This is a genomic window from Pseudomonas sp. R15(2017) (assembly GCF_002112685.1).
Lineage (GTDB): Bacteria > Pseudomonadota > Gammaproteobacteria > Pseudomonadales > Pseudomonadaceae > Aquipseudomonas > Aquipseudomonas glycinae.
Map to the genome: position 1 here is coordinate 267,082 of NZ_NEII01000008.1, position 22,122 is coordinate 289,203.

Here is a 22,122-nt window from a genome sequence, read left to right on the forward strand (position 1 = left end):
CTGTGAGTAATTCGTTAACCAGTGGAGAGCCCTGTGGGAGCGGGCTTGCCCGCGATGAGGCCATCAGAATCAACATCTCTGTTGACTGATCATTCGCTATCGCGGGCAAGCCCGCTCCCACAGGTTCAGGGATATGTTCGGGATCAGTAGTGATACCACTTCACTTCCAGCATCACTTCGGTCTCCGGCGTGGCCAGATGGCTGAACTCGCGCTGCGCACTCAGGCGCAGGCCGAGATTGCGCGACAATTCCCACTGCTGGTTCAGGCTCAGGCTACGGCGCACTTCACCATTGAAGAAGTAATCACCTTTGGCCTCCAGGCTGAGATTGCCCAGCGGGTTTTTCCACAGTACGCCGGTATTGAAACCGCCTGCGGGGGAAACGAACTCGGCGAAATCATTGTTGTGTTCAACGCGCACGGTGCCGAGGGCAAAACCCAGCACATCGTCAGCCAACGCCCAGGTGCCGCCACCGCCACCGTTGACGTGGCTGACCAATGTCTCATCATCGTGCTTGCCCGGTACGCGTTCAAGACCACCGGTGACTTGCCACGACAGCGGCTGCAACAGCGCGTTGCGCGGCGTCAGCGAGCGGATGGTCGCCAGATCCAGTTGCTGGAATTGCCAGTGATTGCTTTCGTACTGGCGCAGCTTCATCTGCAGGATTTCGATCTGTGCGCCGAGGGGGAAACTCTCGGCGTTGTCGTTGAGGTCGTGATAGGCCATGCGCAAGCCGTACTCGCCGAATGCGCGGTCACCGCGAGTGCCGAGACCGGCCTGCCAGGTGCGCGATTCGTGTCCGTCTTCGGGCAGGCCCGGTTGGGGAATCTGCAGCTCCGGCGCCGGGTTCTTGTTGATCGCCCGCAGCAGTTCAAAACTGCGCTGCGCCCGCTGCGGATCACGTTCCTGGCCGTTGGCGCGGTAGCGCTCCAGCCGATACGCCGCGTCAACAATCAGCGCCTGGCGATCCCGAGGCAGGGCCTTGAAGGCCGGGTCCTGAAGTTGCTGTTGATCGGCGCTGACCTTCAGCACCCAGTCCTGTTCTTCACCGCTCAGGGGCTCGGCGCGGCTGAGCAGTTCGCGCTCGCGGGACGGGCGGTATTCGATGTGCTCGACCAGACCGGCTTCCTTCACCGCTTTGACGGTGTCGGTGGGGATCGCCGTCAGCGGGAATTGCTCGGTCAGGCGCAGGCTCGGACGGGCGACCTGCAACAGTTCGAGCAGGCGATAGGAGCAGTTTTCATCGAAGAAGAAGTAGTCGAACTGGATCTGCTTCAGCTCCCACACATGCTCGACCATCCGCGCTGTTTCGGCTTGCGTCAGATTGAGCCGGTATTCCCACAGGTCGCGGTTTTCCAGGCTGCGGTATTCCGAGAGTTTTTCCTGATACGGCACCAGCGCGAACAGTCCCGGATAACCACCCATCAGGCCTTTCCAGGCGTAAAGAATGCTGTTGTCCGAGCCTTCGATGTAGGCGCCGAAGTTGATCGCGTAACTGAGCAACGAAGTCTTGTCGCTTTGCACGTCGGCCTGGTCGATGCGCAGCAGGGTATGGCCGAACATCGACGACGGGCTGTTGAGATAGGCCGCCGGGAAAATCATCACTGCGCTGTGGGGGGAGACGTCCTTGAACCATTTCTTGAATTCGGCGCAGTCCGGCGTCGGCAGGTCGGTCAGGTTGAGTTGATCTTTCAGCCAGCGGGTGCGCGCCGGGTAGACGCACTGGGCGTGTTGCTCACCGAGACTGGCGGGGGCGTACAGCGCTTGCACGGTGGCGGCCAGTTCATGGTCGGGGTGTTCGTTGCCGTCGGGGGCGAGGAAGAATTTTTTGTCACTGACGTAGCTGCGCCAGCCACCGAGCTTGGCGGTTTCGTAATGACCGAGGGAAATCCAGAAGCGGTCGTTGGCCAGTTGCTGCAAACGTTGAGGGTCGATGTGGGGCGCGGCGGACAGCGGGGCGCAGACACACAGCGCCAACCAGGCAAGGCGTTTGAGCATAAATGGCAACTTAAGTCGAAAAGAAACAAAGTCCGGAAAGGGCGGGCCGAAAAAATAAAACCCGCTTCCCGAAGGAAGCGGGTGGGTCGAGCTTAAGCCTGAGTCGCGTACTTGGCCAGACGTGGGTCTGCCTTCAGAACGGCCAGGGTGTTGGTATGCACGTCTTCGGCGGTCACGTCAGCCTTGCTGAAGATCTGCTGGAAGTGCTCGTGAGTGACGGCGGCGAAGTGCGCACGATCTTCCGGCGCCACGCCCAGTACCACGGCATAGGTCGTCAGCGCTTCGCCGTTGCCTTTTGCCATGTCTTCGGACAGCTCGTTCATCATGCCATTCATGGCAAACCAGGATTTGCCGCCATAGGTCAGCGAAGCGTTGGTGGAGCAACCGTTGGTGCCGGACGTCATGCCGAACGTGGCGTTGCCGGAGGTGCCGTTGGTGGTGGATGCCAGGAAGTGAGCCGGGGTGCCACGCTGACCTTCGAACAGCATGTTGCCCCAACCGCAATCCGGGCCGCCTGGAGCTTGCGCCATTGCGTTGATGGATACAGCGGTGAAGAGAGTACCGAGAAGAATCCGTTTCATAGCTTTGTTCTCTTTATGTGCATACCAATGGACAGGGTTCTGGCCCCCCAAGCTCTGTACGAAACAGATCCAAACGAAGCCAGTGGGCCGGTATTAGTTCCAGCCGCGCAGTTTGGAGTTTAGGCACGTTCCCGGGGTTCCGTGATTTTTTACAAAAGATTTGGTGATAACCCCGGTTTTACTGGGGCAGTGTCATGGTTGGCCGGTTGTCTATGCTTTGTCGTGTGGCGCGCCTTGCCAGTGGGGCTCGGGCAGCGCCAGAATGCCGCTATCTGCCCCGCCTGATTGTTAAGGAAGCCCGATGCCTGATCCTGTTGCTGCCAGCTTGCGTCTAGCGCCCGAAGCGCTGACCCGTCCGTTTTCCGCTGAACAGTTCAGCTTCACTACCACCAATGATCTGGAGCCCTTTCGCGGTGTGCTTGGCCAGGAACGTGCGGTCGAAGCCTTGCAGTTCGGTGTGGCCATGCCACGCCCCGGTTACAACGTGTTCGTCATGGGCGAGCCCGGCACCGGCCGGTTCTCGTTCGTCAAACGCTACCTGAAGGCCGAAGGCAAACGCCTGCAGACCCCGGCGGACTGGGTCTACGTCAACAATTTCGATGAGCCGCGCGAGCCCCGTGCGCTGGAACTGCCATCGGGCACTGCCGGTGCTTTTATCGGCGATATCAACGGCCTGATCGACAACCTGCTGGCGACCTTTCCTGCGGTGTTCGAACACCCGTCCTACCAGCAGAAAAAGAGCGCCATCGACCGCGCCTTCAACCAGCGCTATGACAAGGCACTGGATGTCATCGAACGTCTGGCTTTGGAAAAAGACGTCGCCCTGTATCGCGACAGCAGCAACATTGCCTTCACTCCGATGCTCGAAGGCAAGGCGCTGGACGAAGCTGAATTCGCTCAATTGCCGGAAGCCGAGCGCGAACGCTTTCACGACGATATTTCCGCTCTCGAAGAACGCCTGAACGAAGAACTCGCCAGCCTGCCGCAGTGGAAGCGCGAGTCTAGCAACCAGCTGCGTCAGCTCAACGAAGAAACCATCACCCTGGCCTTGCAGCCCTTGCTCGCACCGCTGTCGGAAAAGTACGCGGAAAACGCGGCCGTCTGCGGTTACCTGCAAGCGATGCAGGTCTATCTGCTGAAAACCGTGGTCGAGCAACTGGTCGATGACAGCAAGACCGACGCCGTCGCGCGCAAGCTGCTGGAAGAGCAATACGCCCCGAGCCTGGTGGTCGGTCATCCGGCCAGCGGTGGTGCGCCGGTGGTGTTCGAGCCGCATCCGACCTACGAGAACCTGTTCGGCCGCATCGAGTACACCACCGATCAAGGCGCGCTCTACACCACCTACCGCCAGCTGCGTCCGGGTGCGCTGCACCGCGCCAATGGCGGTTTCCTGATCCTGGAAGCGGAAAAAATGCTCGGTGAGCCGTTCGTGTGGGATGCGCTCAAGCGCGCCCTGCAATCGCGCAAGCTGAAGATGGAATCGCCGCTGGGCGAGATGGGCCGTTTCGCCACCATGACGCTCAACCCGCAGCACATTCCGCTGCAGGTCAAAGTGATCATCATCGGTGCCCGTCAGCTGTATTACACGCTGCAGGACCTTGATCCGGACTTTCAGGAGATGTTCCGCGTTCTGGTGGACTTCGACGAAGACATCCCGATGGTCGACGAAAGCCTGGAGCAGTTCGCCCAGTTGCTGAAAACCCGAACTTCGGAAGAGGGCATGGCGCCGCTGACCGCCGACGCGGTGGCGCGCCTGGCGACTTACAGTGCGCGTCTGGCCGAACACCAGGGGCGTTTGTCGGCGCGGATCGGCGATCTGTTCCAGCTGGTCAGCGAGGCGGATTTCATCCGGCATCTGGCCAACGATGAAATGACCGACGCCGGCCACATCGAGCGTGCGCTCAAGGCCAAGGCCACTCGCACCGGTCGGGTGTCGGCGCGGATTCTTGACGACATGCTGGCGGGGATCATCCTGATCGATACCGATGGCGCGGCGGTCGGCAAGTGCAACGGGCTGACGGTGCTCGAAGTCGGTGACTCGGCGTTCGGTGTGCCGGCGCGGATTTCCGCCACGGTGTACCCTGGCGGCAGCGGCATCGTCGACATCGAACGTGAGGTCAACCTCGGCCAGCCGATCCACTCCAAGGGCGTGATGATCCTCACCGGGTATCTGGGCAGCCGTTACGCCCAGGAATTCCCGCTGGCGATTTCCGCAAGCATCGCGCTGGAGCAATCCTACGGCTACGTCGATGGCGACAGTGCCTCGCTGGGCGAGGCGTGCACGCTGATTTCGGCGTTGTCGAAAACCCCGCTCAAGCAATGCTTCGCGATCACCGGCTCGATCAACCAGTTCGGCGAAGTGCAGGCGGTGGGCGGGGTCAACGAGAAGATCGAAGGCTTCTTCCGTCTCTGCGAAGCGCGCGGGCTGACGGGCGAGCAGGGCGCGATCATTCCGCAGGCCAACGTCGCCACCTTGATGCTCGATGAGAAGGTGCTGGCGGCGGTGCGTGCCGGGCAGTTCCACGTTTACGCGGTGCGTCAGGCCGACGAAGCGTTGAGCCTGCTGGTGGGCGAGCCGGCCGGTGAGCCGAACGAACAGGGCGAATTTCCGGAAGGCAGCGTCAATGCGCGGGTGGTGGAGCGTCTGCGGGTGATTGCCGAGATGATCAGTGAAGAGGATCTGAAAGAGGCCGAGAAGGAACTGGCGCAGGAGGCGCTGGCCGAGGCCAAACCCGCGTAAGTCAGGCGGCAGTTAAAACGGGAGCCTGGTGCTCCCGTTTTGTTTTATCGCGAACGTCGGCAAAAGTGCCATCAGTCTGGCGTCAATATTCACACAATGACCATTCGGCGCCTTCTGGTTCTGTGCGGCTTGCGCTCCGGACTTTTCTTCTATTCTCTGCTCAAGGACATCGACAGTATCACTGGATCGAAACAGCTCTTCAGCAAGGGCTGAACACCGGCTTTACCGAGGGTCGCCGCCATGTCGCGCAACCTCTGCCTCACCCGTCAGTGCCTGGGTCTCGTGACCCGTATCGAATGCGCCATCAAGCCGTTGGCCGGCGATAACGGCATGTGGACGTTGCTCTTCGCCGCCGGCATGGCTGGTGAACAACCTTCTGCCATCAAAGCCCAAGGCCCGTTTCACGGACCGATCGCCGCCGAGTCGATTCTCGACACCATCGTTGAAAGCCTGACGATGCACGGCTATGAACTGGCCAATGATCCACAGATCTGGTCGCTGCATCTGCAGGCGCAGTTGCGGCAGATCAACGGTGGGCGCGGACGCAGTATCGGCACTTTCGATCACTAGAGTGCCGATCGTCAGCGCCGATCAGGGTGCAGCGCCCTGGGTCTGCGCCTTGTCGAGTTTGACCTCAAAGCCGTATTGCACGGTGGCGAGGTCGGTTCGCTGGTAGGTTTCCACGTGCGTCGGACGGCCATAGAAATAATGCACGCCGAATAACGCCGGCCCTTCCGCGCTCGCGTCGTGGCTGACCGACAGAATCTGCTTCAGGTAATGACCGCTGTCGTCCTTGACGAAGAAGCGCCATTCGTTGGCCGGGTATCGCTTCAAATCCACCACCAGGGCGTTGTTTCTGATGTCCAGACCTTTAGGCAGGGCCTTGGCTTCATAAGCCTGTTTGTCCACCGTGGCCAGGAACAACGGCATCGAGCCGACGGCAATCGCCGGGGTTTCCGGGAACAGGTTCAGGTCGTAGGTGATGGTCGCCTGTAGTGGATCGACCTGATACGCCTCGGGTGGCAATTCGATGGGCTCGTCGAGTTTGCCGTTGTGTTTTTCAGTGAAGAACGTCACCGGGCTTTCGCCGGGGCTGAAGTCGTCGCCGAGCATTTCATCGTTGAAGGTTTTGCGGTGGTCGAATTCGATGCGCGCGGCGCTCGGTTCTTCAACCGACTGGCGGATATGAACGCCGCTTTTGAGCTGTTCTTCAGTCAGTGATGCGCCTTTGAGCCATTCGGGTGCCTGATCGTCGTAGACGGTGATCGGCAGATCGAGCGGCTGCACGGCTTTTTCCGTGGTGTGCGGATCGAATTCGCGCACCGGCAAGTCCAGCGCTTTGCGGGTGACGGTCGCTTCGGAAAAATCCAGCAGGCTGACTTCGAGGGTGTCGATCGGGCCGTTGAAGTACACCTTGTTGTAGTGGTGCGGGTGCTGCTGCTCAAAGGCCTGCTGCTGATCGTCCAACTGCTTTTCCAGCGCCTCGCTCCAGCTCTTTTGTTGTTGCAGGTACGCCAGCTGCTTTTGATAGAACGCCACCTGCTCGGGGTTTTCGTTGATGGCGCCGGCGCGCACCAGAAACCGGCCCGTCGCGTCGCGGGCCTGAACGATCAACGGATTGAGCCGGGTATTGGCGACCTCCGGGGCGAGCGGCAGCTGGTTGCTGAATTCGAGTTCGGCGTAGTGCTTGTCCAGTTTCAGCAGGGTCACGCTGAGGTTGCCGTCGGAGCGGGTCTGGCCGACGTCCTTTTTGTCCAGGTTGAAACTGTGCAGGCGTTTCGGGGCGATGACTTCCACCTGGCCTTGCAGGCTGACCGGGCGCGGCAGGTTCTTCTTGTCGACATTCAGCCCTTCGATGAACGGGTAGGTGACGGTCAGGTCGTCGGGGTTGGTGACGTTGGAGCTGGACGGGCTCAGCTGAATGCCAGGATCGGTTTCCGACCACTCCGGTTGATAGGCGATCACCCGTTTGTTGCTCAGGGTGACCGAGTGCCACTCCACGCCATGGGGGAACAGAAAACCGCCGGGGATGTTGAGGTTGAAGGGAAACACCGGTTGCAGGTCGGTGAGGTAATCGGAGCTGGAATCCTTGTGCAACACGAACAGGCCATTGATGAACGTGTCGACCAGCGCCTGGGGTGTTGGGTAATGCCTGAGCACGCCGAGAGCGTCCTCGCCGTATTCTGTGCGCGGTGGGTTGTTGTCGAGCTTCTGTTGCGCGCGTTCGAGCAACAGCAGCGAACCGCCGAGTTCGGTCACGGCGTCCTTGAGTTTGGGGTCGGTGATGGCGTCCAGCGATTGCTCGAACTGTGCAGTCTTTTCTTCGAGACTGACCGGGTGTTTTTCATCGCCGGGCGAACACCCACCCAGCAACAGGGCGAAACAAATTCCGGCAGTCGTTATCGGCAATCGCACATCCATTTCCAGTCGTCCTGTCCACTGTCGCTGGGCTGTCAATGGTTTGGACACTAGCAGAAAAAATTTGACACACACACGCAGGTGGCGGATTTCCGGGCGGTTTCTGGCTGTCATGGTCGGCTGGTATACTCGCCGCCGATTTCAACCTTCTTGTGTGAGAGTCAATGGAACGCTTTATCGAAAATGCAATGTACGCCACGCGCTGGCTGCTGGCGCCGATCTACATCGGGCTGTCCCTGGGGCTGCTGGCGCTGGCATTGAAATTCTTCCAGGAAGTGTTTCATGTCATTCCCAATGTCTTCTCCATGGCCGAGTCCGAGCTGATTCTGGTGCTGCTGTCGCTGATCGACATGGCGCTGGTCGGTGGCTTGCTGGTGATGGTGATGATTTCCGGCTACGAGAACTTCGTGTCCGAGCTGAACATCGATGAAGGCAAGGAAAAGCTCAGCTGGCTGGGCACCATGGACTCCTCGTCGCTGAAGATGAAAGTGGCGGCGTCGATCGTGGCGATCTCCTCGATCCACCTGCTGCGGATCTTCATGGATGCCAAGAACGTCGATCCCGAACACCTGATGTGGTACGTGATCATTCACATGACCTTCGTGATTTCGGCGTTCGCCATGGGTTATCTGGACAAGCTCACCAAGCACTGATGCGCTGTCGATGGCTGTAACAAAACCGCCCGTCTGTTGCGAAACAGACGGGCGGTGTCGTTTGTGGCTTGTACTTTGTTCGGCCGAGGCATATCCCTGTAGGTCTCAAGGCTTGCCACCGCGTGAGGTGCGTTCATGAACCTGCAAGAACTGAATGCGTTTGCCGTCGCCAGAAAGGTCGACGAACTGAACCTGATCTCCATGGAAGGCGGAATCTATCTGCTCGAAGCCCGGATGCATGGTGCGGCGTACCCGCTGAGCGATTCGCAGGGAAAAATGCTGACACTGCGTTCGGTCGAGCATGCCCGGGATGTGCTGCATAACTTTCCGATGCTGCCGTTCAACCTGGTGCACACCTCGGTGCACGATGAAATGTGCGGTCTTGGCGCCAGTGGCGAAGAAAGCCTGAAGGTGCCGCTGGCCTGGCGGTCCGCACTGTAGGCCCCGGGGCCTGATCATTGCCGGAACATCTGTGCTAGTCTGCTCGCCCTTTTGGTTCCGGGCGCGCCGGGACGCGCTGTGTACGCACGGCGTGTTCCGAGGCCGTCCGCACAGCGGAGCAGTGTCATGTCCGAAGTAAATCTGTCCACCGACGAAACCCGCGTCAGCTACGGTATCGGCCGTCAGCTGGGTGACCAGCTGCGCGACAACCCGCCACCGGGTGTCAGCCTGGACGCCATCCTGGCCGGTCTGACCGACGCATTCGCCGGCAAGGAAAGCCGTGTAAGCCAGGAAGCCATGTCCGCCAGCTTCAAGGTGATCCGCGAGATCATGCAAGCCGAAGCCGCTGCCAAGGCTGAAGCCGCCGCTGGCGAAGGCCTGGCATTCCTGGCTGAAAACGCCAAGAAAGAAGGCATCACGACTCTGGCTTCCGGCCTGCAGTTCGAAGTGCTGACTCAAGGTGAAGGCGCCAAGCCATCCCGTGAAGACACCGTGCGTACTCACTACCACGGCACCCTGATCGACGGCACCGTGTTCGACAGCTCCTACGAGCGTGGCCAGCCGGCTGAATTCCCGGTGGGCGGCGTTATCGCCGGCTGGACCGAAGCCCTGCAACTGATGAATGCCGGCAGCAAATGGCGTCTGTACGTGCCGAGCGAACTGGCTTACGGCGCTCAAGGTGTTGGCAGCATTCCGCCGCACAGCGTTCTGGTGTTCGACGTCGAGCTGCTCGACGTTCTGTAATCCCGTTACCCTGCACAAGCGTGGCTTGTGCAGGGTTTCTCTGTCTTTCTCATACTTCGATCTTGTGGTGCAGTTCACTGGTCGGGCGCAAGGCCCGGGCATAGCAGAACAGGAACAGATTGCGCACCAGCTCCTTGAGCACCAATGGCTCGCTGGAACTCAGGCCGCTGACGTCCAGATCCCCCTGATCCTGCAACTCGTGCAGGGCTTCTTCTTCCAGTACGGCGCAGACTTCACCGGTTTCCCGATGCAGGATCCTGAGGTACGGGTGCGGGCGGTCCAGCCAGGCGTCGATCAAATAAGTCATGGGTCTCATCTCCATTGAAAGGGTTTCAATGAGAATAATTCTTATTCGTCAAATAGCAAGCGCCTATTGGCGGTTTGTGATTTTTTGCGGGTAAAGATTGCGTAAGGTCAAAACGGCTGGCGTTTGGCTATTGCGCGGATTGGCTGGGGATTGCGGGGGAGGGCGAAGCTCCATCCCACGGCGGGCGCGGGATGGAAGACAGCAGAATCAGACTTTTCTGACGAACTCGGATTTGAGTTTCATCGGGCCGATGCCGTCGATCTTGCAGTCAATGTCATGATCGCCATCGCACAGGCGGATGTTCTTGACCTTGGTGCCGACCTTGACCACCAGCGAGGTGCCCTTGACCTTCAGGTCCTTGATCACGGTGATGGTGTCGCCGTCCTGCAGGACGTTACCCACCGAATCTTTCTTCACGGCATCATCGGACGCCACTTCGGCTTCACCGCCGGCAGACCACTCGTGGGCGCACTCCGGGCACACCAGTTGGGTGCCGTCTTCGTAGGTGTATTCGGAATTGCATTTCGGGCAGGGTGGCAACGTGCTCACTAAGGCTCCTTGGAGAGGGGATCGCTAAAAGTCGCACATTGTATAGGGTTTTAACCGCTGATGGCAGGCAACAAAAAACCGCAGGCTCCAACGGAGGCTGCGGTTCTTTGATGACGCGATGCTGATCAGTGCGTGCGGGCGACCGCGAACTCGCTCAGCTCAACCAGTGCATCGCGGTATTCGCTGGCCGGCAGCGCGTCGAGGCACTTGATCGCACGGGCCACGTAATCACGGGCCAGTTGCGCGGTGTATTCCAGCGAACCGGAGGCTTCCACGGCGATACGGATGCTTTCCAGGTCTTCGATCCCGCCTTTCTGGATCGCCTGGCGTACCAGGGCGGCTTGCTCTGGCGTACCTTCACGCATGGTGTAGATCAGCGGCAGGGTCGGCTTGCCTTCGGCCAGATCATCACCGACGTTCTTGCCCAGGGTTTCTGCGTCGCCCTTGTAGTCGAGCAGGTCGTCGACCAGTTGGAACGCCACGCCCAGGTGATCACCGAAGGTGCGCAGGGCTTCGCTCTGTTCGGCGGTGGCACCGGCCAGCGCCGCGGCGCTGTGGGTCGAAGCCTCGAACAGCATCGCGGTCTTGCCGCGGATGACTTCCATGTAGGTTTCTTCGGTGGTGCTGGCGTCGCGAACCTTGGACAGCTGCAGCACTTCGCCTTCGGCGATGATGCGCGTGGCCTGGGACAGAATCTTCATTACCGGCATCGAGCCCAGTTCGACCATCATCTCGAACGAGCGCGAGTACAGGAAGTCGCCGACCAGTACGCTCGGAGCATTGCCCCACATGGCGTTGGCGGTCGAACGGCCACGGCGCATACCGGACATGTCGACCACGTCGTCATGCAGCAGGGTGGCGGTGTGCAGGAATTCGATGGTGGCGGCCAGCAGGCGCATGTCGTCGCCTTCGCGACCCAGGGCCTTGCCGCACAGCAGCACCAATAAAGGACGCAGGCGTTTGCCGCCGGCCGACGTGATGTAATCGCCGATTTTCGATACCAGCGGCACTCGGGAAGTCAGCTGCTTCTTGATGATGCCGTCGACGGCGCTAAAATCGTCCGCCACCGCGCGGTAGAAAGCTTGGGGTTGCATCAGCGACAGGTGCTCCAGAAGGGTTGCGCGGCATGCTAGGACCCGCGTCCGGGCCTGTCAAGGCGCGATGGACGGCCCCTTGCATGACTTCGAAGGCTTGCGTACAATCGCGCACCCTGAACTTCCTGGGCAGCACCTGCCTTACGCAATTGCACTTGGGCCGTTCCAGCCCCATGCAGCCATGCCAGCCAATACCTCTTCTTATAAAGAGCTGGGTGAGCAGGATTATCGGAGAAATACCATGTACGCAGTAATCGTTACCGGCGGTAAGCAATACAAGGTCGCTGAAGGTGAATACCTGAAGATCGAAAAACTGGAAGTCGCCACCGGCGAATCCGTGACTTTTGACCGCGTTCTGTTGGTCGCCAATGGCGACGACGTGAACATCGGCGCACCTGTTGTTGCTGGCGCAACCGTCAAGGCTGAAGTGATCTCCCAAGGTCGTCACGATAAAGTCCGCATCATCAAGTTCCGTCGCCGTAAGCACCACATGAAGCGTATGGGCCACCGCCAGTGGTTCACCGAGATCAAAATCACCGGTATTCAGGCTTAATTACAGCCTAATTCCTCACTAGGAGAATTGAACTCATGGCACACAAAAAAGCTGGTGGTAGTACCCGTAACGGTCGCGACTCAGAAGCCAAACGCCTTGGCGTGAAGATGTATGGCGGCCAGGTCATCAAGGCCGGCAACATCATCGTGCGTCAGCGCGGCACCCAATTCCACGCTGGCTACGGCGTTGGCATGGGTAAAGATCACACCCTCTTCGCGAAAATCGAAGGCGTGATCAAGTTTGAAGTAAAAGGCGCCTTCGGTCGTCGTTACGTGAGCGTTGTCGCAGCCTAACTGCGAGAGTGCTGGAGAAGCCCTGTCTTGCGACGGGGCTTTTTCGTTTGTGGGGTGAGTCTCTTGCAAAGCTGTTTGTATGGGCTGCCGGCGTGCGATGCAGGTCGTGGATTGGGGTCGCTGCGCTCATTTTTGCAAGAGTCTTATGTCTTGATTGTTTTTCGGCTCGTCCGTACGGCGAGAGGCGTTGGTTATGAAGTTTGTTGATGAAGTATCGATCCGCGTAAAGGCTGGTGACGGCGGCAATGGCTGCATGAGTTTCCGTCGGGAAAAATTCATTGAAAACGGCGGTCCGAACGGTGGTGATGGCGGTGACGGCGGTTCCATCTACATGATGGCCGACGAAAACCTCAACACCCTGGTGGACTACCGTTACACCCGGCACTTTGATGCTGAGCGTGGCTCCAACGGCGGCAGCACCGACTGCACCGGCAAGAAGGGTGAAGACCTGATCCTGCGCGTGCCGGTCGGCACCACCGTGATCGACTCCGCCACCCAGGAAGTCATCGGCGACCTGACCAAGGCCGGTCAGAAACTGATGGTGGTTCAAGGTGGCTGGCACGGTCTGGGTAACACTCGTTTCAAATCCAGTACCAATCGTGCGCCGCGCCAGACCACGCCGGGCAAGCCGGGCGAGCAGCGCGACCTGAAGCTGGAAATGAAAGTGCTGGCCGACGTTGGCCTGCTGGGCCTGCCGAACGCTGGTAAAAGTACCTTTATCCGTTCGGTATCGGCTGCCAAGCCGAAAGTCGCCGATTACCCGTTCACCACCCTGGTGCCGAATCTCGGTGTGGTTAGCGTTGATCGCTGGAAGAGTTTCGTCATTGCCGACATTCCGGGTCTGATCGAAGGTGCTTCCGACGGTGCTGGCCTGGGGATCCGTTTCCTCAAGCACCTGGCGCGTACTCGTCTGTTGCTGCACCTCGTGGACATGGCGCCGCTGGATGAAAGCAGTGCGCCGGACGCCGCTGAAGTGATCGTCAACGAGCTGATCAAATTCAGTCCGTCGCTGGCCGAGCGTGATCGCTGGCTGGTGCTGAACAAGTGCGACCAGATCCTCGAAGAAGAGCATGAAGCGCGGGTCAAGGAAATCGTTGATCGTCTGGAGTGGACCGGTCCGGTCTACGTGATTTCGGCCATCGCCAAAGAAGGCACCGAGCGCCTGACGCGCGACATCATGCGTTACCTGGAGGATCGTGCCGATCGCCTGGCCAATGATCCGGCCTACAAGGAAGAGCTGGCCGATCTCGATCAGCGCATCGAAGACGAAGCTCGTGCGCAGTTGCAGGCGCTGGATGACAAGCGTGCCCTGCGTCGCAGTGGCGTGAAGTCGGTCCACGATATCGGTGACGATGATTGGGACGAAGAAGATGTGGATGACGAAGACGGTCCGGAAATCATTTACGTGCGTGACTGATTCGTTGCAGTAAACTTAAGCGCCGCTCAATCGAGCGGCGTTTTAGTATCTGGAAATCGATTGTTGGTCACGAAGAATCACGAATAACGTCACGGGCAGAGCCAGGTCGCGCTGCCCTCAAGCTAAGGTTGAAGATGATGCGGAGCAAGGTGACAGGTGCGCAGCGTTGGGTCGTGAAGATCGGCAGCGCTTTGCTGACAGCGGATGGCAAAGGGCTGGATCGCGCGGCAATGGGTGTCTGGGTCGAGCAGATGGTGGCTCTGCATGAGGCTGGCGTCGAGCTGGTCCTGGTGTCCTCCGGGGCGGTGGCGGCGGGCATGAGTCGCCTGGGCTGGACCGCGCGACCCAGTGCGATGCACGAGCTCCAGGCTGCCGCTGCAATCGGTCAGATGGGCCTGGTGCAAGCCTGGGAATCGAGCTTTGCCGAGCATGGCCGGCACACCGCGCAGATTCTTCTGACTCACGACGACCTGTCCGATCGCAAGCGTTACCTGAACGCCCGCAGCACCTTGCGTGCGCTGGTCGAGCTGAAAGTCATCCCGGTGATCAACGAAAACGACACCGTGGTCACCGACGAAATCCGTTTCGGCGACAACGATACGCTCGCGGCGCTGGTGGCCAACCTGGTCGAGGCTGATCTGCTGGTGATCCTGACCGATCGCGACGGCATGTTCGACGCCGATCCGCGCAATAACCCTGACGCCCAGCTGATTTACGAAGCGCGCGCCGATGATCCGACGCTGGATGCGGTAGCGGGTGGTACCGGCGGTGCGCTGGGGCGTGGCGGTATGCAGACCAAGCTGCGCGCGGCGCGTCTGGCTGCGCGTTCCGGGGCGCACACCATCATTGTCGGCGGGCGTCTGGAGCGGGTGCTTGATCGTCTGAAGGCGGGTGAGCGCATTGGTACGTTGCTGTCGCCTGAGCGCGGCATGCTCGCGGCGCGCAAGCAGTGGCTGGCCGGGCATCTGCAAACTCGCGGCACGCTGGTGCTGGATGATGGTGCGGTCTCCGCGTTGTCCCAAGGCAACAAAAGCCTGCTGCCGGTGGGCGTCAAACTGGTTCAGGGCAGTTTCCGTCGTGGCGAAATGGTGGTTTGCGTAGCGCCGGACGGTCGTGAGATTGCCCGTGGCCTGGCCAACTACAGCGCGCTGGAGGCACAAAAAATCATCGGCCAGTCGTCGGATGCGATTGTCGGTTTGCTGGGTTACATGGCTGAGCCGGAACTGGTTCACCGTGACAACCTGATTCTGGTTTGAGGAAAACGCGATGCGCATGGCAAAAGGATTGTTGGGCTTGTTGATGGCGCTGCCGTTGCTGGCCTCGGCCGAGGAAATCGGTCAGGTGTCGACAGTGTTCAAGTTCGTCGGGCCGAACGACCGGATTGTGGTCGAGGCATTCGATGATCCGAAAGTCGAGGGTGTGACTTGCTATCTGTCGCGCGCCAAAACGGGCGGTGTGAAGGGTGGGTTGGGTCTGGCCGAGGATCGTGCCGAGGCGTCCATTGCTTGCCGTCAGGTCGGGCCGATCAACTTCAAGGGTGAATTGAAGGATGGCGAAGAGGTGTTCAAGGAGCGCACTTCGTTGGTGTTCAAGACCATGCAGGTGGTGCGCTTCCTCGACAAGAAGCGCAATACGCTGGTGTATCTGGTCTACAGCGATCGTTTGATCGAGGGTAGCCCGCAGAATGCGGTGACGGCGATCCCGATTTTGCCGTGGGCGTCGGCTCATTAATCGCGCATAAAAAAAGAGGAGCCGGTTGGCTCCTCTTTTTTGCCTGTGATTTGCTGGAGTGAGGACAAATCGCAGGCAATAAAAAACCGACCCTGAGGTCGGTTTTTTAATGATTACGTCGCTTAGGCAGCAGCTTTCAGTGCCTTGACGTGACCATTCAGACGGCTCTTATGACGAGCAGCCTTGTTCTTGTGGATGATGCCTTTATCGGCCATGCGGTCGATAACTGGCACAGCCAGAACGTATGCAGCTTGAGCTTTTTCAGCGTCTTTTGCGTCGATGGCTTTAACTACATTCTTGATGTAGGTACGAACCATGGAACGCAGGCTGGCGTTGTGGCTGCGACGCTTCTCAGCCTGTTTTGCACGTTTTTTGGCGGAAGGTGAGTTGGCCACCGTCGAGCTCCTCGAAAGACTTTTTAGGAAATAGCAAACAAAATAGGCCGCGAATCATGCCGATGAAGAGATGTCTTGTCAAGGGCGCTTGAGACGTTCCGCTAAGTGGTAGGTATAAAGAGGCGGGATATTTATTTCCGGCGCTTGACCTGTAAACTCGCGAGCTTTGGCTCTGTGCTGTTGCGGCGCGGAGTATCGCACAAGTAGGCGCATTGTTCGCCTGCTGTTTATCGACAGGCACACATTCCTTCAATGAATCTGCTCAAATCGTTGGCCGCCGTCAGCTCTATCACGATGCTTTCCCGGATTCTCGGGTTTGTTCGCGACACGCTCATTGCCCGCACCTTCGGCGCCGGAATGGCGACCGACGCCTTCTTTATCGCCTTCAAATTGCCCAATCTGCTGCGCAGGATCTTCGCCGAGGGGGCATTTTCCCAGGCTTTTGTGCCGATTCTGGCCGAATATAAAAGCCAGAAGGGCGAAGGAGCGACCCGCACCTTTATTGCTTACGTTTCCGGTCTGCTGACGCTGGTTCTGGCGCTGGTCACTGCGTTGGGCATGATCGCCGCGCCCTGGGTGATTTGGGCCACGGCACCGGGTTTCACCGATACGCCGGAAAAATTCCAGCTGACCTCCGATCTGCTGCGAGTGACCTTCCCTTATATATTGCTGATTTCCCTGTCCTCGCTGGCGGGTGCGATCCTCAATACCTGGAACCGTTTCTCGGTGCCAGCGTTCGTGCCGACCCTGCTCAACGTCAGCATGATCGTGTTTTCGCTGTTCCTGACGCCGTATTTCGATCCGCCGGTCATGGCCCTCGGTTGGGCGGTGCTGGTCGGTGGCCTCGCGCAATTGCTCTATCAACTGCCGCACTTGAAAAAGATCGGCATGCTCGTGCTTCCGCGCCTGAATCTTCGCGATACCGGTGTCTGGCGGGTGATGAAGCAGATGTTGCCGGCGATCATCGGCGTCTCGGTCAGCCAGATTTCCCTGATCATCAACACTATTTTCGCCTCGTTCCTGGTGGCGGGCTCGGTGTCCTGGATGTATTACGCCGACCGCCTGATGGAGTTGCCGTCCGGTGTACTCGGTGTGGCGCTGGGCACGATCCTGCTGCCGACACTGGCCAAGACCTACGCCAGCAAGGATCGCCACGAATACTCGCGGATTCTCGACTGGGGCCTGCGCCTGTGCTTCGTGCTGGTATTGCCATGCGCGCTGGCGTTGGGGATTCTGGCCGAGCCGTTGACGGTTTCACTGTTCCAGTACGGCCAGTTCAGCGGATTTGACGCGGAGATGACGCAGCGGGCATTGATTGCCTATTCTGTCGGTCTGCTCGGGATCATCGTGATCAAAGTGCTGGCGCCCGGCTTTTATGCGCAACAGAACATTCGCACACCGGTAAAAATCGCAATCTTCACCCTGGTGGTTACTCAGCTGTTCAACCTGGTGCTGATCGGTCCGCTGGCCCACGCCGGTCTGGCGCTGGCAATCAGCGCCGGTGCCTGCCTGAATGCCGGGTTGCTGTTCTATCAACTGCGCAAACAACAGATGTATCAACCGCAGCCGGGCTGGCTGAAGTTCGGTTTCAAGCTGTTGGTCGCGGTGGCGGTGATGTCGGTGGTGCTGTTGATAGGCATGCATTTCATGCCCGCGTGGGATCAGGGCCACATGCTTGAGCGCTTCCTGCGTCTGGGTGCATTGGTAGTTGCTGGCGTGGTCGCCTATTTCGGCATGTTGCTGCTGCTTGGTTTCCGCCTGCGCGACTTCAATCGCAAGGCCTTGAGCTGAGGTTTCACCCTTGAAAAGCGGGCGCGAGCCGGCATTTTTGTCGGCTCGTTCACTTTGGGTTACGGTGTTGCCTGTCGTCGGCCGTCGGGTGTGGTTATAATCGGCCACTTTATGAGCAAGAAGCGCGTTATGCAGCTGGTTCGAGGCCTCCACAATCTGCGCCCCCAGCATCGGGGCTGCGTCGCCACTATTGGCAACTTTGACGGTGTTCACCGCGGTCACCAGGCCATCCTGGCCCGACTGCGTGAGCGTGCGCTCGAGTTGGGCGTACCCAGCTGCGTGGTGATTTTCGAGCCGCAGCCACGGGAATTCTTTGCCCCGGAGACCGCTCCGGCGCGTCTGGCCCGGTTGCGCGACAAGCTGCAACTGTTGGCTGCCGAAGGCGTCGACCGGGTTCTGTGCCTGGCGTTCAACCAACGCCTGAGCAAGCTCAGCGCCAGCGAGTTCGTTGATACCATCCTGGTTGATGGCCTCGGCGTGCAGCATCTGGAGGTCGGTGACGATTTCCGCTTCGGTTGCGACCGTCTCGGCGATTTCGATTTCCTGTTGCAGGCCGGGCAGGTCCACGGTTTTACCGTGGAAGCGGCGCAAACCGTCGAGCTGGACGGCATCCGCGTCAGCAGCACTCAGGTGCGCAACGCGCTGGCCGCCGCCGATTTTGCCTTGGCCGAGCGCCTGCTGGGTCGCCCGTACCGGATTGCCGGTCGCGTGCTGCACGGCCAGAAGTTGGCCCGCCAGTTGGGTACGCCCACGGCGAATATTCAACTCAAACGCCGTCGCGTGCCGTTCACCGGGGTTTACCTGGTCGACGTCGACATCGACGGCAAGACCTGGCCCGGCGTCGCCAATATCGGCGTGCGGCCCACGGTGCAAGGTGATGGCAAGGCCCACCTTGAAGTCCATCTTTTAGATTTTGCCGGCGATCTGTATGACCGGCGTTTGACGGTGGTTTTCCACCAGAAGCTGCGTGAAGAGCAGCGTTTCGCCTCCCTGGAGGCATTGAAAACGGCGATCAGCGCGGATGTCGCCGCCGCCCGTGCACTAGCCGCACCTAGCGCCCATCGCTAATGAAGAGCCTTAAATGACCGACTATAAAGCCACGCTAAACCTTCCGGACACCGCCTTCCCAATGAAGGCCGGCCTGCCACAGCGCGAACCGCAGATCCTGCAGCGCTGGGACAGTATTGGCCTGTACGGAAAGTTGCGCGAGATTGGCAAGGATCGTCCGAAGTTCGTCCTGCACGACGGCCCTCCGTACGCCAACGGTACGATTCACATCGGTCACGCACTGAACAAGATTCTCAAGGACATGATCATCCGCTCGAAGACCCTGTCGGGCTTCGACGCGCCGTATGTCCCGGGCTGGGATTGCCACGGCCTGCCGATCGAACACAAGGTTGAAGTGACTCACGGCAAGAACCTGGGCGCGGACAAGACCCGCGAACTGTGCCGTGCCTACGCCACCGAGCAGATCGAAGGGCAGAAGACCGAGTTCATCCGCCTCGGCGTGCTGGGCGACTTCGCCAATCCGTACAAGACCATGAACTTCAAGAACGAGGCCGGTGAAATCCGCGCCCTCGCCGAAATCGTCAAGGGCGGTTTCGTGTTCAAGGGCCTGAAGCCTGTCAACTGGTGCTTCGATTGCGGTTCGGCCCTGGCCGAGGCGGAAGTCGAGTACGAGAACAAAAAGTCCTCGACCATCGACGTCGCGTTCCCGATTGCTGACGAGGCCAAGCTGGCTGCTGCGTTCGGTCTGCCATCGCTGGCCAAACCTGCTGCCATCGTGATCTGGACCACCACCCCGTGGACCATCCCGGCCAACCAGGCGCTGAACGTTCACCCGGAATTCACCTACGCCCTGGTCGACATCGGCGACAAGCTGCTGGTGCTGGCTGAAGAGCTGGTCGAATCCTGCCTGACCCGTTACGGCGTCGAAGGCACTGTATTGGCGACCGCTCCGGGTTCGGCGCTGGAACTGATCAATTTCCGTCACCCGTTCTACGACCGTTTGTCGCCAGTGTACCTGGCCGACTACGTGGAGCTGGGCGCCGGCACCGGCGTGGTTCACTCCGCGCCGGCCTACGGCGTGGACGACTTCGTGACCTGCAAGAAGTACGGCATGGTCAACGACGACATCCTCAACCCGGTACAGAGCAACGGCGTCTATGTGCCGTCGCTGGAGTTCTTCGGCGGCCAGTTCATCTGGAAGGCCAACCCGGCCATCGTCGACAAGCTGACCGAAGTCGGTGCGCTGCTGCACACCACCGTCATCGAACACAGCTACATGCACTGCTGGCGTCACAAGACCCCGCTGATCTACCGCGCTACCGCGCAGTGGTTCATCGGCATGGACAAGGAGCCGGTCAGCGGCGACACCCTGCGCGTACGCTCGCTCAAAGCCATCGAAGACACCAAGTTCGTCCCGGCCTGGGGCCAGGCGCGCCTGCATTCGATGATCGCCAACCGTCCGGACTGGTGCATCTCCCGTCAGCGCAACTGGGGCGTACCGATCCCGTTCTTCCTGAACAAGGAAAGCGGCGAGCTGCACCCACGCACCGTCGAGCTGATGGAAGAAGTCGCCAAGCGCGTTGAAGTCGAAGGCATCGAAGCCTGGTTCAAACTCGACGCTGCCGAACTGCTGGGCGATGAAGCGCCGCAGTACGACAAGATCAGCGACACCCTCGACGTCTGGTTTGACTCGGGCACCACCCACTGGCACGTCCTGCGCGGTTCGCACCCGATGGGCCACGAGACCGGCCCGCGTGCCGACCTGTACCTGGAAGGTTCGGACCAGCACCGTGGCTGGTTCCACTCGTCCTTGCTGACCGGTTGCGCCATCGACAACCACGCGCCGTACCGCGAGCTGCTGACCCACGGCTTCACTGTGGACGAGTCCGGCCGCAAGATGTCCAAGTCCCTGGGCAACGTGATCGCGCCGCAGAAAGTCAACGATACTCTGGGCGCCGACATCATGCGTCTGTGGGTCGCTTCGACCGACTACTCCGGCGAAATGGCCGTGTCCGAGCAGATCCTTCAGCGCAGTGCGGACGCCTATCGTCGTATCCGTAACACCGCGCGCTTCCTGCTTTCCAACCTGACCGGTTTCAACCCGGCCACCGACCTGCTGCCGGCCGAAGACATGCTGGCGCTGGATCGCTGGGCGGTGGACCGTACCCTGCTGCTGCAACGTGAGCTGCAAGAGCACTACGGCGAATACCGTTTCTGGAACGTCTACTCGAAGATCCACAACTTCTGCGTGCAGGAGCTGGGTGGTTTCTACCTGGACATCATCAAGGATCGCCAGTACACCACCGGCGCCGACAGCAAGGCCCGTCGTTCGTGCCAGACCGCGCTGTTCCACATCTCCGAAGCGCTGGTGCGCTGGATCGCGCCGATCCTGGCCTTCACCGCCGACGAACTGTGGCAATACCTGCCGGGCGAGCGCAACGAATCGGTGATGCTCAACACCTGGTACGAAGGCCTGACCGAGTTGCCGGAAGGCTTCGAGCTGGGGCGCGAGTACTGGGATCGCATCATGGAAGTGAAGGTGGCGGTCAATAAAGAGATGGAAATCCAGCGCGCGGCCAAGGCCGTCGGTGGCAACCTGCAAGCCGAAGTGACGCTGTTCGCCGAAGACGCGCTGACCGCCGACCTGGCCAAACTGAGCAACGAGCTGCGCTTTGTCCTGATTACTTCGACTGCCACTGTTGCACCGTTCGTGCAGGCTCCGGCCGATGCTGTGGCCACCGAAGTCAGCGGCCTGAAGCTGAAGATCGTCAAATCCGCCTTCCCGAAATGTGCCCGTTGCTGGCACTGCCGCGAAGACGTTGGCGTGAACCCGGAGCATCCGGAAATCTGCGGCCGTTGCGTTGACAACATCGATGGCGCCGGCGAGGTTCGTCACTATGCCTAATGCCGTTGGCCGTTTCGGACGGCTGAGCTGGCTCTGGTTGAGCTTGCTGGTTCTGGTCGTCGACCAGGCCAGCAAGTTCTACTTCGAAGGCAAGCTCGAGATGTTCCAGCAGATCGTGATCATCCCTGATTACTTCAGCTGGACACTGGCCTACAACACCGGCGCAGCCTTCAGCTTCCTCGCGGACAGCTCGGGCTGGCAGCGCTGGCTGTTCGCCGTGATCGCGATTGCGGTCAGCGCAGTGCTGGTGGTCTGGCTCAAGCGCCTGGGCCGCAACGAAACCTGGCTGGCCATTGCGCTGGCGCTGGTGCTGGGCGGCGCACTGGGCAACCTTTATGACCGCATTGCCCTGGGCCATGTGATCGACTTCATTCTGGTGCACTGGCAGAACCGCTGGTACTTCCCGGCGTTCAACTTCGCCGACAGCGCCATTACCGTTGGTGCGGTGATGCTGGCACTGGACATGTTCAAAAGTAAAAAAACCGGAGAAGCCGTTCATGACTGA

Annotated in this window: 21 protein-coding genes; 14 read left to right on the forward strand and 7 right to left on the reverse strand. The window is 59.8% G+C overall.

Annotated features, from left to right (window positions below):
• Positions 1–143: 143 nt before the first annotated feature.
• Complete coding sequence (locus CAF77_RS18140; protein ID WP_064382108.1) at positions 144–1,997, reverse strand: DUF4105 domain-containing protein; 1,854 nt, start codon at positions 1,995–1,997, stop codon at positions 144–146.
• Between the two features lie 92 nt (positions 1,998–2,089).
• Positions 2,090–2,578 (reverse strand): DUF3015 domain-containing protein, encoded by a 489-nt coding sequence (locus CAF77_RS18145; protein ID WP_007950971.1) that lies wholly within the window; start codon positions 2,576–2,578, stop codon positions 2,090–2,092.
• A gap of 301 nt (positions 2,579–2,879) precedes the next feature.
• Here CAF77_RS18145 and CAF77_RS18150 point away from each other — a divergent pair, with 301 nt between their 5' ends.
• Positions 2,880–5,318 (forward strand): Lon protease family protein, encoded by a 2,439-nt coding sequence (locus CAF77_RS18150; RefSeq protein ID WP_011336016.1) that lies wholly within the window; start codon positions 2,880–2,882, stop codon positions 5,316–5,318.
• Between the two features lie 240 nt (positions 5,319–5,558).
• Complete coding sequence (locus CAF77_RS18155; RefSeq protein WP_007950969.1) at positions 5,559–5,888, forward strand: hypothetical protein; 330 nt, start codon at positions 5,559–5,561, stop codon at positions 5,886–5,888.
• Between the two features lie 21 nt (positions 5,889–5,909).
• On the opposite strand, the gene CAF77_RS18160 is transcribed toward CAF77_RS18155, so the two are convergent.
• Positions 5,910–7,739 carry a hypothetical protein gene (locus tag CAF77_RS18160; RefSeq protein ID WP_085655050.1) on the reverse strand — a complete coding sequence of 610 codons (1,830 nt, stop codon included), beginning with the start codon at positions 7,737–7,739 and terminating at the stop codon, positions 5,910–5,912.
• A gap of 161 nt (positions 7,740–7,900) precedes the next feature.
• On the opposite strand from CAF77_RS18160, the gene CAF77_RS18165 reads away from it, so the two are divergent.
• The 3 genes from CAF77_RS18165 to CAF77_RS18175 all read left to right on the forward strand — a co-directional run bounded on the left by CAF77_RS18165 (position 7,901) and on the right by CAF77_RS18175 (position 9,574).
• Positions 7,901–8,389, forward strand: a complete 489-nt coding sequence (locus CAF77_RS18165; protein ID WP_007950967.1) for a TIGR00645 family protein — start codon at positions 7,901–7,903, stop codon at positions 8,387–8,389.
• A 135-nt stretch (positions 8,390–8,524) separates the two neighbouring features.
• Positions 8,525–8,830, forward strand: coding sequence for a DUF6482 family protein (locus tag CAF77_RS18170; protein ID WP_064382106.1), 306 nt, complete (start codon positions 8,525–8,527; stop codon positions 8,828–8,830).
• A 126-nt stretch (positions 8,831–8,956) separates the two neighbouring features.
• Positions 8,957–9,574, forward strand: a complete 618-nt coding sequence (locus CAF77_RS18175; protein ID WP_007950965.1) for an FKBP-type peptidyl-prolyl cis-trans isomerase — start codon at positions 8,957–8,959, stop codon at positions 9,572–9,574.
• Between the two features lie 49 nt (positions 9,575–9,623).
• Here CAF77_RS18175 and CAF77_RS18180 read toward each other — a convergent pair whose 3' ends face one another.
• The 3 genes from CAF77_RS18180 to CAF77_RS18190 form a co-directional block, all read right to left on the reverse strand.
• Positions 9,624–9,881, reverse strand: a complete 258-nt coding sequence (locus CAF77_RS18180; RefSeq protein ID WP_039771721.1) for a hypothetical protein — start codon at positions 9,879–9,881, stop codon at positions 9,624–9,626.
• Between the two features lie 207 nt (positions 9,882–10,088).
• Positions 10,089–10,430, reverse strand: a complete 342-nt coding sequence (locus CAF77_RS18185) for a zinc ribbon domain-containing protein YjdM (protein WP_007950963.1) — start codon at positions 10,428–10,430, stop codon at positions 10,089–10,091.
• 125 nt (positions 10,431–10,555) lie between these two features.
• Positions 10,556–11,524, reverse strand: coding sequence for a polyprenyl synthetase family protein (locus CAF77_RS18190; protein WP_007950962.1), 969 nt, complete (start codon positions 11,522–11,524; stop codon positions 10,556–10,558).
• Between the two features lie 241 nt (positions 11,525–11,765).
• Between CAF77_RS18190 and rplU the strand changes: the two genes are divergently transcribed.
• From rplU to CAF77_RS18215, 5 genes are all read left to right on the forward strand, one after another.
• Positions 11,766–12,077 carry a 50S ribosomal protein L21 gene (gene rplU / locus CAF77_RS18195; RefSeq protein ID WP_003228361.1) on the forward strand — a complete coding sequence of 104 codons (312 nt, stop codon included), beginning with the start codon at positions 11,766–11,768 and terminating at the stop codon, positions 12,075–12,077.
• 35 nt (positions 12,078–12,112) lie between these two features.
• On the forward strand, positions 12,113–12,370 hold the full coding sequence (gene rpmA, locus CAF77_RS18200; protein ID WP_003228360.1) for a 50S ribosomal protein L27: 258 nt from the start codon (positions 12,113–12,115) through the stop codon (positions 12,368–12,370).
• Between the two features lie 193 nt (positions 12,371–12,563).
• Positions 12,564–13,787 carry an Obg family GTPase CgtA gene (gene cgtA, locus CAF77_RS18205; protein ID WP_039771717.1) on the forward strand — a complete coding sequence of 408 codons (1,224 nt, stop codon included), beginning with the start codon at positions 12,564–12,566 and terminating at the stop codon, positions 13,785–13,787.
• Between the two features lie 137 nt (positions 13,788–13,924).
• Entirely contained in the window at positions 13,925–15,043 is a 1,119-nt protein-coding gene (proB, locus tag CAF77_RS18210) for a glutamate 5-kinase (RefSeq protein WP_045121906.1), read from the forward strand.
• A gap of 10 nt (positions 15,044–15,053) precedes the next feature.
• Positions 15,054–15,518, forward strand: a complete 465-nt coding sequence (locus CAF77_RS18215) for a CreA family protein (RefSeq protein WP_007959533.1) — start codon at positions 15,054–15,056, stop codon at positions 15,516–15,518.
• Between the two features lie 122 nt (positions 15,519–15,640).
• On the opposite strand, the gene rpsT is transcribed toward CAF77_RS18215, so the two are convergent.
• The gene (gene rpsT / locus CAF77_RS18220; protein WP_011336008.1) at positions 15,641–15,913 is read right to left on the reverse strand and encodes a 30S ribosomal protein S20; all 273 of its coding nucleotides are present in this window, start codon (positions 15,911–15,913) and stop codon (positions 15,641–15,643) included.
• A gap of 252 nt (positions 15,914–16,165) precedes the next feature.
• Here rpsT and murJ point away from each other — a divergent pair, with 252 nt between their 5' ends.
• The 4 genes from murJ (at position 16,166) to lspA (ending at position 22,122) form a co-directional block, all read left to right on the forward strand.
• Positions 16,166–17,704: a murein biosynthesis integral membrane protein MurJ gene (gene murJ / locus CAF77_RS18230; protein ID WP_064382105.1), complete on the forward strand. Its 1,539-nt coding sequence runs from the start codon at positions 16,166–16,168 to the stop codon at positions 17,702–17,704.
• Positions 17,705–17,833: 129 nt separating this feature from the next.
• Complete coding sequence (gene ribF, locus CAF77_RS18235) at positions 17,834–18,772, forward strand: bifunctional riboflavin kinase/FAD synthetase (RefSeq protein ID WP_007959537.1); 939 nt, start codon at positions 17,834–17,836, stop codon at positions 18,770–18,772.
• A 13-nt stretch (positions 18,773–18,785) separates the two neighbouring features.
• The gene (ileS, locus tag CAF77_RS18240) at positions 18,786–21,617 is read left to right on the forward strand and encodes an isoleucine--tRNA ligase (protein ID WP_011336005.1); all 2,832 of its coding nucleotides are present in this window, start codon (positions 18,786–18,788) and stop codon (positions 21,615–21,617) included.
• Positions 21,610–22,122: a signal peptidase II gene (lspA, locus tag CAF77_RS18245; RefSeq protein ID WP_064382104.1), complete on the forward strand. Its 513-nt coding sequence runs from the start codon at positions 21,610–21,612 to the stop codon at positions 22,120–22,122. The genes ileS and lspA overlap by 8 nt, the downstream gene beginning before the upstream one ends.

What these genes read in the sequence shown, in the direction of transcription:
- CAF77_RS18140 (WP_064382108.1), bottom strand. Translation starts at nt 1,997, where the DNA reads ATGCTCAAACGCCTTGCCTGGTTGGCGCTGTGTGTCTGCGCCCCGCTG.
- CAF77_RS18145 (WP_007950971.1), bottom strand. Translation starts at nt 2,578, where the DNA reads ATGAAACGGATTCTTCTCGGTACTCTCTTCACCGCTGTATCCATCAAC.
- CAF77_RS18150 (WP_011336016.1), top strand. Translation starts at nt 2,880, where the DNA reads ATGCCTGATCCTGTTGCTGCCAGCTTGCGTCTAGCGCCCGAAGCGCTG.
- CAF77_RS18155 (WP_007950969.1), top strand. Translation starts at nt 5,559, where the DNA reads ATGTCGCGCAACCTCTGCCTCACCCGTCAGTGCCTGGGTCTCGTGACC.
- CAF77_RS18160 (WP_085655050.1), bottom strand. Translation starts at nt 7,739, where the DNA reads ATGGATGTGCGATTGCCGATAACGACTGCCGGAATTTGTTTCGCCCTG.
- CAF77_RS18165 (WP_007950967.1), top strand. Translation starts at nt 7,901, where the DNA reads ATGGAACGCTTTATCGAAAATGCAATGTACGCCACGCGCTGGCTGCTG.
- CAF77_RS18170 (WP_064382106.1), top strand. Translation starts at nt 8,525, where the DNA reads ATGAACCTGCAAGAACTGAATGCGTTTGCCGTCGCCAGAAAGGTCGAC.
- CAF77_RS18175 (WP_007950965.1), top strand. Translation starts at nt 8,957, where the DNA reads ATGTCCGAAGTAAATCTGTCCACCGACGAAACCCGCGTCAGCTACGGT.
- CAF77_RS18180 (WP_039771721.1), bottom strand. Translation starts at nt 9,881, where the DNA reads ATGACTTATTTGATCGACGCCTGGCTGGACCGCCCGCACCCGTACCTC.
- CAF77_RS18190 (WP_007950962.1), bottom strand. Translation starts at nt 11,524, where the DNA reads ATGCAACCCCAAGCTTTCTACCGCGCGGTGGCGGACGATTTTAGCGCC.
- rplU (WP_003228361.1), top strand. Translation starts at nt 11,766, where the DNA reads ATGTACGCAGTAATCGTTACCGGCGGTAAGCAATACAAGGTCGCTGAA.
- rpmA (WP_003228360.1), top strand. Translation starts at nt 12,113, where the DNA reads ATGGCACACAAAAAAGCTGGTGGTAGTACCCGTAACGGTCGCGACTCA.
- cgtA (WP_039771717.1), top strand. Translation starts at nt 12,564, where the DNA reads ATGAAGTTTGTTGATGAAGTATCGATCCGCGTAAAGGCTGGTGACGGC.
- proB (WP_045121906.1), top strand. Translation starts at nt 13,925, where the DNA reads ATGCGGAGCAAGGTGACAGGTGCGCAGCGTTGGGTCGTGAAGATCGGC.
- CAF77_RS18215 (WP_007959533.1), top strand. Translation starts at nt 15,054, where the DNA reads ATGCGCATGGCAAAAGGATTGTTGGGCTTGTTGATGGCGCTGCCGTTG.
- murJ (WP_064382105.1), top strand. Translation starts at nt 16,166, where the DNA reads ATGAATCTGCTCAAATCGTTGGCCGCCGTCAGCTCTATCACGATGCTT.
- ribF (WP_007959537.1), top strand. Translation starts at nt 17,834, where the DNA reads ATGCAGCTGGTTCGAGGCCTCCACAATCTGCGCCCCCAGCATCGGGGC.
- ileS (WP_011336005.1), top strand. Translation starts at nt 18,786, where the DNA reads ATGACCGACTATAAAGCCACGCTAAACCTTCCGGACACCGCCTTCCCA.
- lspA (WP_064382104.1), top strand. Translation starts at nt 21,610, where the DNA reads ATGCCTAATGCCGTTGGCCGTTTCGGACGGCTGAGCTGGCTCTGGTTG.